The organism is Rhodopirellula halodulae (assembly GCF_020966775.1).
In the GTDB taxonomy this organism is placed as follows: Bacteria; Planctomycetota; Planctomycetia; order Pirellulales; family Pirellulaceae; genus Rhodopirellula; species Rhodopirellula halodulae.
In genome coordinates this window covers 1,624,943-1,641,757 of record NZ_JAJKFV010000029.1, presented here as the reverse complement: position 1 = coordinate 1,641,757, position 16,815 = coordinate 1,624,943, and the positions used below count along the sequence as shown (strand labels likewise).

The 16,815-nt window shown below is 56.3% G+C and carries 15 protein-coding genes; 12 read left to right on the top strand and 3 right to left on the bottom strand.

The genetic code is table 11. From position 1 onward, the window contains the following. Positions 1–6 precede the first annotated feature (6 nt). From ccoG to LOC70_RS18860, 6 genes are read left to right on the top strand one after another with little or no spacing between them, the layout of a single operon-like run. Entirely contained in the window at positions 7–1,524 is a 1,518-nt protein-coding gene (ccoG, locus tag LOC70_RS18885; protein ID WP_230255540.1) for a cytochrome c oxidase accessory protein CcoG, read from the top strand. A gap of 25 nt (positions 1,525–1,549) precedes the next feature. Next, positions 1,550–2,053, top strand: a complete 504-nt coding sequence (locus tag LOC70_RS18880; RefSeq protein WP_230255539.1) for a FixH family protein — start codon at positions 1,550–1,552, stop codon at positions 2,051–2,053. Between the two features lies 1 nt (position 2,054). Continuing rightward, the gene (locus LOC70_RS18875) at positions 2,055–2,876 is read left to right on the top strand and encodes a sulfite exporter TauE/SafE family protein (protein WP_230255538.1); all 822 of its coding nucleotides are present in this window, start codon (positions 2,055–2,057) and stop codon (positions 2,874–2,876) included. Between the two features lie 9 nt (positions 2,877–2,885). Further along, positions 2,886–5,408, top strand: a complete 2,523-nt coding sequence (locus LOC70_RS18870; protein WP_230255537.1) for a heavy metal translocating P-type ATPase — start codon at positions 2,886–2,888, stop codon at positions 5,406–5,408. After that, positions 5,405–5,617, top strand: a complete 213-nt coding sequence (gene ccoS / locus LOC70_RS18865; protein ID WP_230255536.1) for a cbb3-type cytochrome oxidase assembly protein CcoS — start codon at positions 5,405–5,407, stop codon at positions 5,615–5,617. The genes LOC70_RS18870 and ccoS overlap by 4 nt, the downstream gene beginning before the upstream one ends. Before the next feature lie 42 nt (positions 5,618–5,659). Continuing rightward, on the top strand, positions 5,660–6,403 hold the full coding sequence (locus LOC70_RS18860) for an esterase/lipase family protein (RefSeq protein WP_230255535.1): 744 nt from the start codon (positions 5,660–5,662) through the stop codon (positions 6,401–6,403). 79 nt (positions 6,404–6,482) lie between these two features. On the opposite strand, the gene LOC70_RS18855 is transcribed toward LOC70_RS18860, so the two are convergent. After that, complete coding sequence (locus tag LOC70_RS18855; RefSeq protein WP_230255534.1) at positions 6,483–7,640, bottom strand: hypothetical protein; 1,158 nt, start codon at positions 7,638–7,640, stop codon at positions 6,483–6,485. A 318-nt stretch (positions 7,641–7,958) separates the two neighbouring features. On the opposite strand from LOC70_RS18855, the gene LOC70_RS18850 reads away from it, so the two are divergent. From LOC70_RS18850 to LOC70_RS18825, 6 genes are all read left to right on the top strand, one after another. Then, positions 7,959–8,366 (top strand): calmodulin-binding protein, encoded by a 408-nt coding sequence (locus tag LOC70_RS18850; RefSeq protein WP_230255533.1) that lies wholly within the window; start codon positions 7,959–7,961, stop codon positions 8,364–8,366. Beyond that, entirely contained in the window at positions 8,353–9,906 is a 1,554-nt protein-coding gene (locus LOC70_RS18845; protein ID WP_230255532.1) for a helix-turn-helix domain-containing protein, read from the top strand. Before LOC70_RS18850 ends, LOC70_RS18845 begins: the two co-directional genes overlap by 14 nt. After that, positions 9,903–10,340 (top strand): hypothetical protein, encoded by a 438-nt coding sequence (locus LOC70_RS18840; RefSeq protein ID WP_230255531.1) that lies wholly within the window; start codon positions 9,903–9,905, stop codon positions 10,338–10,340. The genes LOC70_RS18845 and LOC70_RS18840 overlap by 4 nt, the downstream gene beginning before the upstream one ends. Next, positions 10,337–11,581 (top strand): GTPase, encoded by a 1,245-nt coding sequence (locus LOC70_RS18835; RefSeq protein WP_230255530.1) that lies wholly within the window; start codon positions 10,337–10,339, stop codon positions 11,579–11,581. Before LOC70_RS18840 ends, LOC70_RS18835 begins: the two co-directional genes overlap by 4 nt. After that, on the top strand, positions 11,578–12,864 hold the full coding sequence (locus tag LOC70_RS18830; RefSeq protein ID WP_230255529.1) for a class I SAM-dependent methyltransferase: 1,287 nt from the start codon (positions 11,578–11,580) through the stop codon (positions 12,862–12,864). The genes LOC70_RS18835 and LOC70_RS18830 overlap by 4 nt, the downstream gene beginning before the upstream one ends. Positions 12,865–12,954: 90 nt before the next feature. Further along, entirely contained in the window at positions 12,955–13,860 is a 906-nt protein-coding gene (locus tag LOC70_RS18825; RefSeq protein WP_230255528.1) for a DUF4339 domain-containing protein, read from the top strand. A 25-nt stretch (positions 13,861–13,885) separates the two neighbouring features. On the opposite strand, the gene mdoH is transcribed toward LOC70_RS18825, so the two are convergent. Next, a complete protein-coding gene (mdoH, locus tag LOC70_RS18820) occupies positions 13,886–15,967 on the bottom strand; it encodes a glucans biosynthesis glucosyltransferase MdoH (RefSeq protein WP_230255527.1) in 2,082 nt (693 codons plus the stop codon). Continuing rightward, positions 15,957–16,406 carry a hypothetical protein gene (locus LOC70_RS18815; RefSeq protein WP_230255526.1) on the bottom strand — a complete coding sequence of 150 codons (450 nt, stop codon included), beginning with the start codon at positions 16,404–16,406 and terminating at the stop codon, positions 15,957–15,959. Before LOC70_RS18815 ends, mdoH begins: the two co-directional genes overlap by 11 nt. Between the last annotated feature and the right edge of the window lie 409 nt (positions 16,407–16,815).

The following is a 16,815-nucleotide window of genomic DNA, read 5'->3' as shown; positions in this document are numbered from 1 at the left end:
AACACAATGTCCAGGCGAATTTCGTTGCCACAAGTCTCACCGACTCATTGCAAGGTGTGCTACGCAGCGGATCGTGACGGGAACGCGGGCGAATCCGCGTCCAGTGGTGCCAGCGAAGCACTGCTTGAACCAGAGGAACACGTGCTCAGCACACTGGAAGCCGATGGCAGTCGCCGTTGGCTCCACCCCAAGTTGTCGATGGGCGAATGGTGGAAACGCCGGCGTGTTGTCGCCTATGTCTTGATGGTGGTTTTCGTTGCCATTCCTCATTTGCGGGTGAATGGCAAGCCGCTGATCCTGCTGGATATCGCGGCCCGCGAATTCACTATCTTGGGCAAGACCTTCTATCCGACCGACACGTTGGTGCTGGCTTTGTTCATGCTCAGCGTCTTTGTTTCAATCGTCCTCATCACCGCGATCACGGGACGGGCGTGGTGCGGATGGGCTTGCCCTCAAACGGTTTACATGGAATTCCTGTTCCGGCCCATCGACCGTTTCTTTGAGGGCACCAAGGGCAAAGGCGGCAAACCCGCTCAAGGAGTCAGCCCGCTTTGGCAAATTGCCCGGTTTGGCGTTTATTTGCTGTTATGCATGTTCCTGGCGCACACGTTTTTGGCTTACTTCGTCGGAACCGAGCGTCTCGCGCAATGGGTTCGCACGTCACCCATCGAGCATCCATCCGCGTTCCTGGTCATGGCCGGCACGACCGGTTTGATGCTGTTTGATTTTCTGTTCTTCCGCGAACAACTTTGCTTGATTGCGTGCCCTTATGGCCGGTTCCAATCGGTGATGCTGGACGAGCAATCCAAAATCGTGGCGTACGATCCTGTGCGAGGTGAGCCTCGCATCAAGGGCAAGCGAACGCGCGACGATCAATCCGGGCAAGACACCGTTCGCGGCAAACCTGCCGGTGACTGTGTGGATTGCCATCAGTGCGTGGTGGTTTGCCCAACCGGCATCGACATTCGTGATGGATTGCAGATGGAATGCATCAACTGCACCCAGTGCATCGATGCCTGCGATGATGTGATGAAAAAAGTCGGCAAGCCACTAGGACTGATTCGATACAGTTCGCAGGATGCCATCGCACGCAAACCGAAGAAATTGCTAAGGGCGCGAACCATCATCTACCCGATCATCTTGGTCGGCGTCTTTTCCGGTTTGGCAATGGCCATCTCGAGCAAGAGCGGATTCGACGCACGCATTCTTCGCGGCCGTGGAGCTCCCTTCACGTTGATGGGAGCCAAAGAAGTATCCAATGCGTTCAACGTGCGTTTGGTCAATCGAACCGGCGAAGAACAGACCTACCACCTCGCTTCACTCCACGACGAAGTCGAAGTGGAGATCATCGATGAAGACAAGCTAACACTTCCCCCCGGGGAATCGACGCTGCTTCCGATTCGTCTGAATTTCCCATCGTATCTGACACTCAACGACGGCAACGAGTCGATTGAACTTCAGGTCAGCGACCAAAGTGATAACGAACGCACCCTTTCCATCAAAGTTTTGGGTCCGCGTCGCTGATCCCTCCACGAAAACAAAGTCACTCATGAATGATCAACAACGCGCCGAACGCAAAGCCAAGCGATTCTACATCTCACTCGTTTTGTTGCTCTTCGCCATTCAGTTCACGATCGGCGGAATTGCTTTGAAGTTGGCAATCGGTGATCCCGCCTTGGCAGTTGTTCCCGACTATCACCAAGCCGCCTTGAATTGGGACGAAACTCAGCGGGCGTCCAAGGCCCCTGAGCGTCTTGGCTGGCAAGTGCAAGTTGCTGTTTCGGAATATCCCGATGCGACCGGCCGACGCGCCATCTCGGTTGAAGCAAAGGACGAAAAAAACATAGCCTTGGAAAGGCTATCAATTGCCGCGACGGTTTATCGTCATGCGGACGCGGGCAGTCACGAATCGATTGAATTGCCGCACACCGAAGGCGGTCGCTACCTGACGATGGCCGAAATGCCTCAATCGGGCGTTTGGCAGATCGAATTTTCCATCGAAGGTGCCGGCGAACCAATGACCCTTTCGCGAACTTTGGACCTGGAGCACTGACATGTGGATGTTGGCCGGAGCCGTTTTGACGGCAAGTTTGCTCGGCAGCATGCACTGCGTTGGCATGTGTGGGCCATTGGCGATTTGGGCCAGCGGAGCAGGAGAGAAGCATTCCAAATCTCGCGTCGCGATGTCCACTTCGCTCTATCATCTGGGTCGTTTGACGACCTATGTGATGGCCGGTTTGATCGCGGGTACCATCGGCAGCCTCGTTGAAATTGGCGGTCAAACACTTGGCGTTCAACTGGCCGCGGCTCGATTGGTCGGCACGATCATGATGGGGCTGGGGCTGTGGAAGCTCTATCAAATCATGACGGCTCACCGTCGCCAGATAATCGGGGTGACTCCATCGCGGATGGGCGGTTTGTTGGTTCGCTTACGACCAGCGATCTTTCGTCTTCCCGCCTCTGGACGAGCCCTGGCGGTGGGAATGCTCACGACATTGCTGCCTTGCGGTTGGTTGTACCTTTTCGCATTGGTGGCGGCCGGGACGGGTCAAACCCTTCACGGTGGCGTGGTGATGGCCGCGTTTTGGTTGGGTACGGTTCCTGCGTTGACCGCGTTGATCGCCGGGACTCAATCCTTGTCGAAAAGATTCACCCGTTTGATTCCTGCTGCAACGGCTGCGACTTTGATCCTTACCGGCGGTTACACAGCATCGGGACGTGGCTTCGCCGACCTGAGTTCGCTGAGCGATATCAAAGCGAGCGTTGACATCACAGGCAATTCGAACAACCCGGCTGAGACGATGCAGGACCTCACCAGCACACCGTTACCATGTTGCTGTGCCGAGGGAATTCCTTGCGAAACGGCTGAGGAGTGATGGCACCTGATGAGTTCACCACTCGGGTCGATCAATCCAAATAGCTCAGCCGACAACGACATTCAAACGCTTCCCTGCATCCACTGCGGTGAACCAACCGAAGTCGCAATGGACACGGATCCGCAGGTGGTCTTCTGCTGCAACGGATGTCGCGGTGCGTATGAGTTGATCCATGGCTGGGGACTCGAAAACTACTACGGGTTGCGAGACCAATTATCAGGAGCCTCGCAGCCGGTGGATCGGCATGGCCAACCCGTTTCCGAGGCTTCTCTCGCCGAGCGTTATGCCGTCTTTGACCGAGCGGAATACTTGGGGCGTTCCGATCCCAAAGAACAATCCGACGGAACAATGGTTTGCGAATTGGCGGTTCACGGACTGCACTGCGCAGCATGTGCCTGGTTGATTGAAAACGTGGCCACGCGAACGCCGGGTTGGCTGGACGCTCGCGTGAAAATGAGTGAACACACCATGCGTGTGGTTTTCGATCCCAAAACCATCTCGCTCAGCCGCATTGCTCAGCCGCTGGATCGCCTTGGTTACGAACTATCTCCGCTGCCCGAACACCGCGAAGATCACTTTCGGCAGGAGAATCAGCGTCTGCTGATTCAAATCGCTTTTGCCGGTTTCTGTGCCGCCAACGCGATGTGGATTGCGATTGCGTTGTACGCGGGCGAAGCTTCCGACGTCGAAGAATCACATTGGTCGTTTTTGCGTTGGGTCGGCACGGGGCTGGGACTTGCGGCCATCGCGTTCCCGGGCCGAACCTTTTTTCAGGGAGCTTTAGCGTCCATCAAAACCCGCACACCGCACATGGACCTGCCCGTGGCTCTGGGTTTGGCGGTCGGGACAATCGCGGGAGTGGTGGCAGCGATCAGTGGGCGAGGCGAATCCTATTTTGATTCCTTGGCGGTGCTGGTATTCCTGCTGTTGATCGGACGGTGGATTCAGTTTCGCCAACAACATCGCGCGGCGAAGGCGGTTGATTTGCTGCTCCGCATCACGCCTCGTCACGCGAATCGCATTCAAATCGATGGTCAAACCGAACTCGTGCTGGTCGACAATCTACGAGTCGGCGACCACGTTCGAGTGATGGCCGGTCAAAGCGTCCCAGTTGATGGCGTCGTTCTATCCGGTGCCTCATCAGTTGACCAATCGTTGCTCACGGGTGAGAGCCTCCCGGTGCCGGTGAAGACCGACAGTCCAGTCTCGGCGGGAACGGTGAACCTGCAAAGTCCACTGGACATCCGCGTTGAGTCAATCGGACGAGACAGTCGCATTGGGCAGGTGATGCAGACCGTCGAAGACGCCACTTCGAAGAAGATTCCAATCGTTCAGCTTGCGGATCGAATCGGTGGCTACTTCGTCGTGATTGTCACGCTTCTTGCTTGCTTGACGTTTGCAAGCTGGTTTTCCGAAGGCCTGGGTACCGCGGCATCCCGGGCGACTTCTTTGCTGATCGTCGCCTGCCCCTGTGCGCTCGCTTTGGCAACGCCACTCGCCATTGCTGTCGCACTCGGAAGAGCCGCGAAGCGAAAGATTCTGATTCGTGATGGCTCTTCTTTGCAGTCCCTGGCCACCACCGGAAAGATCTGGTTCGACAAAACCGGGACCCTGACCGAAGGACGGCCCCGGGCGGAACACGTCCATGGCAATCAACAGGCCATTGGCTTTGCCGCAGCTATTGAGCGAGAATGCCAGCATCCCATTGCGAAAGCCATCGCGAAGGAGGCGGAACGATTGGGCGTCTCGCAACCCACCGAGGCTTCGTTGCAACAGGTGCACGCGGGCGGTGTTTCCGGCAGGTGCGAAGGCTCGACGGTCCTCGTCGGCAACATTTCGTTCATGAAAATGGAGGGAGTGCATCTACCGACAGCGATCATCGACGCTTGTGATCGCTGTACTGAGCAAGGCGCCAGCCCAAACATCATCGCAGTCGACGGCATCGCTACTTGCGTATTGGCGGTTCGCGATCCTTTGAAGCCCAAGGTTGCTCGTTTTATCGACTCGCTTCGCCAGCAAGGTTGGGACGTCGGAATTTTATCGGGTGATCACGTCAAGATCGTGGAAGGCGTGGCTTCGCAACTCGGGATCGCCAAGACGTCGGCACTAGGAGGACTGACTCCGGAGGACAAACTGCGACAGATCCAAGCGGACCAAAGCGTCGCGGACGGGCGTTCGTCCCCAAGCGTCGTGATGGTGGGTGATGGGGCGAACGATGCCGCGGCACTGGCGGCAGCCGATGTTGGAATTGCCGTGCGCGGAGGTGCAGAAGTGAGTTTGCAAGCCGCGCCCATCTATGTCGCCACGGATGAAATGAATGCCATCGAAAACCTGATGCACGCGTCCGGCCGCACTCAACGGTTGATTCACACGACGTTCGCTGCCTCGCTGAGCTACAATGTGATCGCGGTCATTCTGGCCATGACGGGACACATCAGCCCTCTGACGGCGGCCATTTTGATGCCCATCAGTTCCGTCACGGTGCTGGCACTGACATTGGCTTGGCCCGTCTTTCCGAAGATTAAACCATGAGCGTTCTATTCATCGCATTGCCGTTGGCGTTGTTGCTTGGTGCTGGCGGACTGATCGCATGCGTGATGTGCATTCGCGGGGGTCAATACGAAGACTTGGAAACGCCCGCGGTTCGAATGTTGATTGATGACGATCCGCGTCCGCCGTCAACGACAGACGACCGCACAACTACCGAAAACACCCAAGCTTCCCAGTCTCGCAACGACTGAAATTTGAGCGAGCCAAACGCCAGATTGGTCGATAAGACCGGTATGACTGGACACCAACTCAAACTCGTTCCGCCGCCTGAACAAGATGCCCATGATCTTGTGATCGTGACGCATGGTTTTTTGTCGAACGGTCGCAGCATGGATCCAATTGCGGATCAACTTAGCGATGCCGGATACGAGACTTTGGTGTGGGAATATCCCAGCCTGCGGGGTTCGGTGCTGTCGCATGCCAGCCGATTGGTGCGTGTCATCCGTGAATCGATGGTTCGGCCAGAAATTCGCCAAATTCACTTTGTCGCTCACAGCATGGGCGGCATCATCGCGCGGGCTGCGATTTCAACCTCACACATTGAGACATTCGCGGCGGAACGCTGCGGACGTTTGCTGATGATGGCGCCACCCAATAAAGGGTCTTGGCTCACACGGATGCCGCTTGGACCTTTCCGCGGCTGGTTCCCGCAACTGGCGGAAATGGGTGAGCACGAACGAAGCTTCGTCAACCAACTCCCTCGCCCCCATGTCTACGAGGTTGGTGTTTTAGCCGCTGCTCAAGACTGGATCGTCTCGGAACCGGCCACGCATCTCGACGGTCAATCGGCACACACGACCTTGGCGACGTCTCACCAGCGTTTGGTGCAGCATCCAACGGCTATCGAGTTGACGTTACGATTCCTCGCCGAAGGCCACTTCGATGCAGAATCAAGCGTGACCGAACCCGCTCGCCACCTCACCCAACCCGGGCACCAAGAAGTCCCACGTCGGGAAACCAAACGCCGGGCGGCATGACCCGACGACGACGGCCTTGCCGCACCGCTTCACAGCTTGGCTGTTTCACAGTCCGTTGGGCTTCACTGTTTGACGGGTTTCACTGTTTGACGGGCTGAACGTCCACCGAGGGTTTCGGAACGGCGAAAAAGGTGTTGGCTCGACGAACGCTGTCCGGGTCAACTTTTTCGAGTTCCTTGATCGCTTCCGCGGCTTCCGGTTTCGGACAGGCTCGCAAGTAGTTGACCGCTGGAACACGTACCCAGTTGTTGTCCGCATCCGCGTTCAAGAACAGTTGTTTGATCCGATCGACTTGGCTCCAATCTTGCCAGCGAGCCAAATCGGGAATCACCAAATCAGCCAAATCAGGTCGTTCCAGGATGTGATGCAGCGACTGGACCAGAGCACTTCGTGCGACCACACCACCTTCGCTTCCGTGAAACCGAATCGCCATGATCGCGGCGTAGGTGTCCGCGTAGGAGGCTTGTTTGTTTTCCAAGAACAACTCATCGATCAGCGGCAAACCTTCCTCGCCCGCCAGCGTCAGATAGCACGCGATCAAAGCGTCCAATCCGGAACGATCACTCTTTTTGGTGCTCCGCAGTTTGGACTCCAGCATCGGCAGGTCGTCCTCGCCACCGCAGATGCCCAACAACGTCAGGTACAAACGTTTGCGATCCGGCGACATTTCAGGGTCTTGGATCCAACTGACCAACGTGTCGTGCTCCAAGGCGTCTTCGATCTTTTTGACGACGTCATACGGGGCCACAGCGAACTCGTCGTATGCGTCGCGAGACAACATCGAGTCTTCATCTTGCAGGTATTGATAGTAGAAGAGCAAACGCTTGGATGGTTCCTCATCCGCCAAACGGGTCACGTTTTCCAAGTACTTCTCGCTACGAGGCGTCAGCGGCAAGCACGACCACTGCATATCACGAGGGTCGACGCCACTGAGCATGAATCGCCGACCTTTCGCAACATCCCCGAAATAGACCGCGGTCACGGTTTGACCGGCTTCGACATGCTCGCCGCCTTTGAGGACAGTTTCGATTCGCATTTTGATTTCGCCGGTGTCGGCGTTGCGGGTCTGGTCACTCTGCAAAGCGGTGGCGACCACGACGGCGTCCATCACCTCCATTTCCTGCCGGAGCGTTTGCGAAATTGCACTGCAAAACGGGCAGGCGACGGCCCAGGCTCCGGACAGAAACGTTCCGAGCAACATCAGGCCGACGAGAACACGCGTTTTCAAAGAGACCATGATTTTTCGACGTTGAGGTGTGAGATCGGGGCGGGAGCGTTCGAAGACGCGAAAACAGATGCTGGCGGTTCAAACGCCATTTGGGATGTACGTCGTCGCCCGTGGCAGGACAGTTGCTCAGGCCGACTACGACGACGCTGCGGCATCGTTTTCAGGAATTCTATCACCTGAATCAATAAACGGAAACGAAACAACTCATCCCAATCAACGGGTTGTGCCGATAACTCCGATGAAACCAGCGTGGACAGCACCACGTTGGACTACCAGCGATCAAAACATCGCCTCAAAGCGATTCATACCCGGGGGGGGAATGTCGGAATGTATCAACGCGCAACTCTTTTGGCCGCCATGGCGGGCGTCTTCATCGTCGGCTTGGCCGGCAACGCACCCGAAGCTTCCGCACAAGGCTACGCTGCTCCCGTTGCCATGGGAGCCGGCACGCTTCCCAACGCAGCAGGGCAAATGGGATACCAACAACCACGTGCCTATGGCCAATCGTGGGGTTCGTCCGCCGCCAACACCGATTGGAACCGGATGTATCACTACCCCTACGTTTACTACCCCCAAAACTTCTGGGGCCAGGATTACTACAAAAGCAGCGACAGCCTGTACCACCGCTACCCGACGGAAATGCGAATTCCTGTCTACAATAAGCAGTGGCACAACTACTACCCAAGCAATCGCCGCTTCCACAAAGGCCACCACTTCATTCTTGACACGTTCTAATCGATCACCCCGCAACCGATCGCTCATCAAGCAGCTCGATGCATCCACCGCTCGCGTGTGGATCATCGACGCTGAGGGTGAGCTGGTTCATGTTTCGCCTACGATGGCGGAGTGGTTGCAAACGTTGTCGTCCGACCGCGGCGGTACGGGCTCCGATGAAAACGAAGTCCTTGATTTAGAACAGATCGCTGAGACTTGGATCGAAGCATTGCTTCCCGATCCAATGATTGACGCCCGCGGCTATGCGACGCGCCGGTGGTTTCCGGTGCGATCCTCTTCCGCGAAGTCATCGGATCGCAGGATTCAGCCCACGAGCGGCCCAGCAAATTCGCATCCCTCGGTCGCCAATCTCGACCCAGTTGAGATCGCACACTGGGTGCGACTTGGTACCACTGGATTCACGCTCGGCTGTGTGGGCAAATTTCTTCGAGACGCCGAAGTTCCTTTTTCTGACTGGATCGGCGATTCCGGTTTGCGTCAGCAATCGTTGTTGGAAGAACAACTCCACAAACATCGAATGGCAGTCGGGCGGACCGTTGAAATTTTGCTGACCGGAGAATCATCCGCGGCTGAATTGCTTCGTCGCCGAATCGCAGCCGCCAGTTCCGTCCGATGTCATCTCGGCTTGTTCGCACCGACGACTCATAGCAGTCGGGAACTGGCGTTGCACCTGCACGACGCCTCCGCCGCTGACGAGACACTGACCATTGTCGACGGTGCACTGATGGATGCTGAATTGTTGGAGGCCTACGCGGCTCCGGCCATTCACGCACTCAACCACGGTGAACCCGATCGTGCTCGAGCCACGTTGCTCGTTGAACGTTTGGATGAAATGCCAGACGAGGCGCAGCTAAAACTGACCCAGTGGATGGAAGTGTTTGGAGATCGTTTGCGACTGATCGGATTGTTAGATCCGGCCAGCAAAATTCATTCGTCATCAGCGTCCTCCGATCACGATCCACTCGACGCGCAAATCGCCGAATTGACTCGCATGCCGCAAGCAACCACCGGCATCGCCAAACCTGTTCTCAACGCGATGCGGACCATGCCGATCTTGTTGCCGGCACTGAAGGAACGTCGTGAGGATATCCCCGCGATGGCATTGGCGTTGCTCCGCGAAGCACACCGGAACCGCCCGGCGAAACGACGACGGTTCGAGACCGCTGACTTGCCTCGGATTGGACGTGACGCGGCGGATGCTTTGCTTCTGTATCCGTGGCCCGACAATTTTGAAGAACTCGCCGAAGCGATGGAATCGGCTTTAGCGCGCGTCGTGGGTGACCGCATTGGAAAGGAACATCTGCCTCTGGCGATCCGTTCTTACCAGCTTCCCAATTCACTTGAGAAGGCGAGCAAGCCAACGACGGACGGCGACAATATCGACCATCAGTTTCGCATTAGCTCGCTTGACGAAGCCGTTCAGAAGTACGAACGTGAATTGATCGAGAAGGCCATGAATGCGTCGGGAGGCAACAAAGCCGAAGCGGCTCGCCGATTGGGGATCAGCCGTGCTCGCTTATTGCGGAAGTTGGAATCATGAGTTCGCAGCTTCCTTCGATTTGGATCACTGGTCCCGAGCGAGACAGATGGTCCGACGCGGTCGCGACGTTTCTCTCCGATTCGTTCGTTTGCCAGTCGTTCGACGATTGGTCGGACCTTCCGATGCGGAGCTACCGCAACCGGACCGCCAACCCGGTGGTCCCCGAATGGATCCTTTGGGCCGGTGACCATCACTCGCCGCAACCATTGATCGATTGGCTCGCTCTACCAAACAGCCTCGCGCCCCATCGCCTTTACATCGCAGCGGGAGAATGGTCCGATGCCGAACTCGCACTGCTTCAACGATTGAGTGCTCGCCTGTTCGTCCGTCGTTGGACCGATCTGAATTTGGTGAAACGCGCGCTCTTGGTTTGGCCGCATCAAGTTTCGATCGAATCCTCCTCCCACGAGACCACCACCAATTTTGCGACATGATTACCGACCAGCAAACGATCGCCACTCGGATGACTGGATCAGGTCGCTCAGCGGTTGCGGTGATCGGACTGCGAGGCAAAAACGCGGCCTCATGCGTGCAAGATTGTTTCATTCCCGCGTTTCGGTCCAACGTCACAAGCCAACCCGGTGACGTGCGTTACGGAGTCTGGCGTGGCTCCAAAAGCTCACCGGGTGAATCCATTGTGTTAACGCCGATCAGTGACGATTGCTTTGAAATCCATGGCCACGGAGGTGATGCCGCCGTTCATGCGATCTTGCGTTCGCTTACCGATCGAGGTGTGCAGGAAGTCACTCCCGCAAAGTGGCACAACGATCGTTCCGTCATTCAAACCGAGGCGGATTCAATCCTTCAGCACTGCGTGACCAATCAACAAGCATCCATCGTGTTGCAACAACGTCGCAGCGGTTTGGAGTCATGGAGTCGGAAATGGATCGACGAGATCACGAACTCGGATCTCAACCAAGAGGATGCGCAGCCAAACTCAATCGCGAATCTGCAGGGGCTTGCTATCGAGCTGAAACAGGAAGCCGCGGCGATTTTCGAACGTAGTGCACAAGGAATTTTGCTGACTCAGCCTCGTCAAATCGTTCTGGCGGGACCGCCCAACGTCGGAAAGAGCAGCCTGATGAATCAAATCGTCGGCTATCGACGCAGCATCACACACGACTCCGCGGGAACAACGCGAGATGTATTGCAGTGCGACACAGTCATCGCGGGAGTCCCTGTACGTTTGAGCGACACCGCGGGAATACGCCAAACCGATCATCTGAGCGATGCCGCGGCGTCCATCGAGCGGGAAGGAATCCGCCGAGCAGCGTTGGCGGTCCAATCCGCTGATATCTTGCTGATCGTTTGCGAACCGTCCAATCAACAGCAACTGGACGAATTCCAACAATCACTCAGTATTTCCAATCAGACGAACGTCCTACGAGTGTTGAACAAAGCCGACTTGGACGGAAACGCTGAAACGACATCCAACGTTGATGTCCGAACGATTGCAACATCGGAAGAGCAAGGATCGGGCATCACCGAATTGATGAACCGAATGGGGACGATCCTGAAAGCTTCACTACCGCCATCCGATCAACCCGTCCCGATGACCGAGCGGCAGCTTCACTGGATCAATCAACTCACTCGACTTCCGTTGGATTCACCTTCGCAGTCAATCTCGTTTGCGAAACGTCTTCTTCAAGGTTTGTTGATGGAGGAAGCTGCGTGAGTTCGTCCTCGGTCAATCATGATTCCTCCGTGGAGTTGGAAGTCACGCCGTTGTTGAACGACGCGATGAAAGATTGCATGGCGGGCAAACTGCATTCACCAGCGATGCAACAACTCTCCTCCGGTACCAAAGCGATCTTGAAAGACATCGCGTCGTTGCAAGCAAGAGCGGAAGCCACGCTCGGCAAACCTATGGTCGAACACGAGGTGTGGTGGATCACTCGCCGTGCGATTCAACAAGCAACAACTCACGATGTCGCGAATTTCAAGGCTGCTTGGTTCGGTGAGGAAACGGTTGCCGACATCTGCTGTGGTATCGGTGGTGATCTCATCGCACTCGCACGTCGGGGAAAAACCATTGGCGTCGACTATGACACTTCCGTGTTGTCGTTCACGCGAGCCAACCTGCACACCGCAAACGTTTCTGCCGAACTACGTTGGTTGGATGCACAAAACACTCCCGCCGATACCTTGTTGGATGGAGCGGACTACCTGCACATCGATCCCGACCGACGATCGGGCAGTCAGCGTCACGTTCGTCCTGAAGAATGGATGCCGACGTGGGACAAAACGTTCACGCTGCTCAACCAATCCAAAGGCGCGTTGGTGAAGATGGCCCCCGCAACGGATTTGGACGACGCAGTTGCATCCGAGTGCCATCGAATGTGGATTTCGTCGTCGGGCAGCGTTCGCGAACAAACGGCGATCTGGGGTCAGCTTCCGTGCATTCCTCTTTCGTTTCAATCTTCCGTGGAAGACGTACGCTCCGACCATTGGTTGGGAGGACGTTCCGCGGTGGTTTTGAAATCCGGCGAGCCGAATGTGTTTTCCGGTTCGGCAGATCAATTGGATGTTCGAGCTGAGGTTGCTTCGAAACCCCAACAATGGATGATCGATCCCGACGCAGCCGTCCGTGCCGCGGGGCTGACGGACGCCTTTGCCGTAGCTCACGAGGCCGCCGTGCTAGGGAAACCGTCTGGCTTCCTGACTTCGGATTCACCACTCTCGGCGGTGTCTGACGTGGATGCCTCGACTTCGCAATCCAACACTCTGGCGGTCGTCGCGAAAATTCGTGATCAGATATCTTGTGACGACCGAGCCCTTCGTCGGTACTTCCGAAAACAAAACAGCTATCCCGAGATCATCAAAATTCGCGGCGTCGACATGGACCCGGCGAAGCTTCAAAAGAAACTCCGTCAGTGCGGGGACGAGCCCGTCGCCATGTGGATCGGTCGAAACGGCAAGAAAACTTTCGCAGTGATCACCGATCTTCCGCTGAATTGATCACTCGTCCGCTTTCGGATCGCGAGCCACCACCTGGGGGAATTCGCACGAGCTATTCGGTTTGAATTATATTGGGACCAGAACCGATTCGTGTTGAACCAGATCCGCCTGCTGTCGGACAGACACGAGCGGCACTTTATCCTTCTCTTCTTACTGGGTCTCGGTGATATGGGCGTTCGTTTTGCTTGCCATGCATGTGGGAAGCGATTGAACATCAAAGCGGAACTGGCTGGCCGGCGGGGCGTTTGCCCGGAATGCTCGGTTCGTTTTCGCATTCCCACCGTCGACCAAGAGTTTTCCAACCCGATTGAAGAAGACTCGTCCGGCGCTCACGCGGTCAACAGCGAGTTCGGGCAAACGTCACTTTCAGATGCGAATCACGAACCTCATCACGAATCCGATGACCAGACCGTTCGCGCTCAATCGCATGTTGCCTCGGCAGGCGGGCCCGCCACCATCGAACGTCCCCGCGTAAAAACAAGTCGTGCGTCCGCGAATGCATCGACGAACGCCGGTGCCGAAACGGCCCATGAGTCTCCCCAAGAACAGACCGTTGAGAGCGTTCTGGGTGACTCGACTGCGATTTGGTACGTGCGTCCGCCGAGTGGAGGACAGTACGGGCCGGCGGACGGACCCACCATGCAGCAGTGGATCACCGAAGGACGAATCGCAGACGCAGCCATGCTGTGGCGTGACGGCTGGCCGGACTGGAAACCTGCGGGCGAAATTCTCCGTTCCATTGGGATGCGCGGCGGAGGCGATGGTGTCCATCGGCCTCAGCAAGTTGATCTGACCGCGCCAGGCAACGCTCATCTGGTCGACCCAAGCTTGGTCGACAGTCCGCAAGCTCGGGAAGGAGCCGAAATCCTTCCACGCAGTGGACCGTTGGACTCCAGCAAGTCCAAGCGTTCCCGCAAACGCATCGCGGCAACCGTGACGTTGGGTTTGGTGCTCGCCCTGCTGGTCAGTGCGCTTGCGTTTGTGGTTTTACGTTAAACGCAACAACACGTTGATCACCGCATCACCCTGCGGCAACGGCAACACGTTTTGGCTGGGCGTGTTTGCCAACATGCATTTCTCGCAGGAAATCCACATCGCTGAGCAACGATCGACGGAGCTCATCCGGGACTTCTGAAAAGTCGAATGAGAACGATATTGGGTTTGCACCGCTCCGCTTCCGGCTGGACTCACGAATCCGCATCCGTTGCGAATCGGTCATTGCGTATTGCGACTCGCTTGCCGTCACCACGCCATGGTGAATGTGAAAGTAGTTTGGATCCTCGATCATTTGTTCGAGCATTGAAGTCTTCGGGAGCGACGACCAATACTTTTGTTGATCCAGCAACGACTGAGCGTAAATCTGGTAGACGTCGGGAACATCGACCTCTTGGGGAATCACAAGCATGTGAACACGTGCGAGCATTTTGCCAATGGATCGACTCGCCAGTGCCATTGCCAATGGCACTGCAAGTATCAACCCGACCGTGACGGGCAAAAACCACACTGCCCAACTGGGTGCCCAAGCAAATGCGGCGGCGGTGATCCCGATTCCCAACATCGACAGAACGCCGTAGTCACGAAACGCTTGGCCCAGAGTCACACCATGCTCGCCACGCTGTTGTGACGCCCATCGCACCTTGCGTCCACGCAGTGTCGAAACCACAAACCGCGTGTGCAGGATCGCCATGATGGGGGACAACAGGACCGACATAACGATTTCAAACAAGACACTGCCAAGCATTGAGAAGGCACCGCCAAAACGCCATGCTCGACCGCGAGCCACGGTCGCCAAGTAGCCATAAAATTTTGGGATCAACAACATCGCCATCGCGGTTGCGAACAACCCCAACTGAATGGCCGATGCGGAAACTCCTAGGCGTGAGACCACGCTCACGCCTTCGGTTTCGAACGCCTGCTCCCAGAACCAGCCACCGATGCATAAACAGGTGAAAACGATCCATAGTGGCGAACTCGCGTACGCCAGCACACCGCTGAGAAAGTGCAAGCGACTGGTTGGGTGAAACCCTTCACTGAGAAGCAACCGACTGTGTTGCATGTTCCCCTGACACCAACGTTGATCTCGCATCGCATAGTCGGTCAGCGTGGTGGGACATTCCTCGTAGCTGCCACCGAGGTCGTTGGCCAATTTGACTTTCCAACCGCTACGAACCAGCAACGAAGCTTCCACAAAATCGTGCGACAGAATTTCGCCACCCAGCGGTGCTTGCCCGGGCAAAACCGGCAAGTCACAGCAATCACAGAACGCTTCGACACGAATGATGGCGTTGTGGCCCCAGTAGTTGCCTTGCTCGCCCGCCCAAGCGTCAAAGCCTTCGCAAAAGACCGGTCCGTAAGCCGCCGCGGCGAATTGCTGTAGCCGAGCAAACAACGATTCCCGACCGATCGGGGTTGGCGGAACTTGCAGAATTCCCAGTCGCTCGTCATCCCGCATTCGACGAACCATTTCAGTCATCGTTTCCGGTTCCAACAGACTGTCGGCGTCCAAGACGATCATGAAATCGTAGGGGTCCGACCAACGTCGACAGAAGTCAGCAATGTTCCCCGCTTTGCGAGAAATATTCTCGCGTCGATGTCGGTAATAGACGTTGCATTTGGAATCACCAAGCTCTTCCAAGCGGTCCATCAACTGCGACCAAGCCAACTCTTCTGCCAACCAAACTTCGGAGTCGTTGGTGTCACTCAAGACGAAGAAGTCGAAGGCCTGATCACGTCCGAGACCTCCCACCATCGCTTCCACGCGAGCAAACACATCCGCGGGCGACTCGTTGTAGACCGGCACCAAAACCGCCGTGGGCTTTTCTTCCGCCTGGCCTACAACGGCATCCGGTTTCGGCGTTCGCGCACGAAGCAAACGAAACAGTCCCATCGTCGCGACAACAAACGAAAACCCAATCCATCCAAACAAGATGGAAAACAGTGGAATCGCCAACCACTCCAACCAATTGATCCCTCGCGGTGAAAGGGAAACCGCAAAGAGAAAGGTTCCGACAATTCCGACGCAAAGCACTGCTACGGCGATGAACCAACGGATGCGCCGCGTTTCTTCCGCGACGCTTCCTTGCAGACATGGATCACTGGCCATCGGTCATCGCCTCTGGTTGCGGAGCGGTGCCGGCATCGACCCAACCCATCAAGTTCCAAATGGGCTGCTGAATATGCCGTGCTGCCATCTGAACCCACCACTGTGGTCGCAATGGTCCGATCAATGCCGGAGTCTCGTTCGGCCGCAACACACGGAGTCCCGACTGAGGAATGACTTGGCGACGACGCTTGCCTTGCAGGGGGAACTCAGCCGCCGGATGAAAGAACAACTCTTCCATCGCCACTTCCAAGGTCACGCGAGGCAATTGCTCTTGCTCGTTCTCGGCAGCCTCCGCCTGCTCGGCTTGAGATTGCAGACGCTGCTTTGCCAAACCGACAAAGTGGTGCGATCGGTCGCGAACGTTGTCGGGATGGTGGTGTCCGCATCGGTGCAGATACCCAGCCACGACAGACAGGGATTGGTCGTTGAGAGTGTTCATCGAAAAGCCTAATAGATAAGGGTGCCAGTCAGAAAAGAGACAACTGGAACTTCGTGAGATGCTCAACCAAACGGTCAATGCATCGACGCTCACCGGCTCAACGTTTGATCAAATCCCGCGCCAGAAAAATGTGGGCTCCCGTCAAAATGCAATCTTCCGCCAGTAAGGGAAATTGGAACCACTCACCGAACGCTCAAAGCATTCATCGGACACCCTCCTGGGATCGAGAAGTCCCCTGGAATTTGTGATGTGTTTTTGCGAAATCTCCACGTAGCTCAGATTCGCGCGGACTGGCCGATTATCTGCCAAAAAAATTTGCAGCTCGTACTTCCGTCGGCATGCCGCCAATTTGAATTTCATGGCGGCCGGGCAGGGCTGAAAAACGAAACTTGAACTTGCCGTGACTGCA

Coding starts and splice junctions, on each gene's coding strand:
- LOC70_RS18840 (WP_230255531.1), top strand. CDS start 9,903: ATGAGTTCGCAGCTTCCTTCGATTTGGATCACTGGTCCCGAGCGAGAC.
- ccoG (WP_230255540.1), top strand. CDS start 7: ATGTCCAGGCGAATTTCGTTGCCACAAGTCTCACCGACTCATTGCAAG.
- LOC70_RS18835 (WP_230255530.1), top strand. CDS start 10,337: ATGATTACCGACCAGCAAACGATCGCCACTCGGATGACTGGATCAGGT.
- mdoH (WP_230255527.1), bottom strand. CDS start 15,967: ATGGCCAGTGATCCATGTCTGCAAGGAAGCGTCGCGGAAGAAACGCGG.
- ccoS (WP_230255536.1), top strand. CDS start 5,405: ATGAGCGTTCTATTCATCGCATTGCCGTTGGCGTTGTTGCTTGGTGCT.
- LOC70_RS18875 (WP_230255538.1), top strand. CDS start 2,055: ATGTGGATGTTGGCCGGAGCCGTTTTGACGGCAAGTTTGCTCGGCAGC.
- LOC70_RS18880 (WP_230255539.1), top strand. CDS start 1,550: ATGAATGATCAACAACGCGCCGAACGCAAAGCCAAGCGATTCTACATC.
- LOC70_RS18850 (WP_230255533.1), top strand. CDS start 7,959: ATGTATCAACGCGCAACTCTTTTGGCCGCCATGGCGGGCGTCTTCATC.
- LOC70_RS18855 (WP_230255534.1), bottom strand. CDS start 7,640: ATGGTCTCTTTGAAAACGCGTGTTCTCGTCGGCCTGATGTTGCTCGGA.
- LOC70_RS18815 (WP_230255526.1), bottom strand. CDS start 16,406: ATGAACACTCTCAACGACCAATCCCTGTCTGTCGTGGCTGGGTATCTG.
- LOC70_RS18870 (WP_230255537.1), top strand. CDS start 2,886: ATGAGTTCACCACTCGGGTCGATCAATCCAAATAGCTCAGCCGACAAC.
- LOC70_RS18860 (WP_230255535.1), top strand. CDS start 5,660: ATGACTGGACACCAACTCAAACTCGTTCCGCCGCCTGAACAAGATGCC.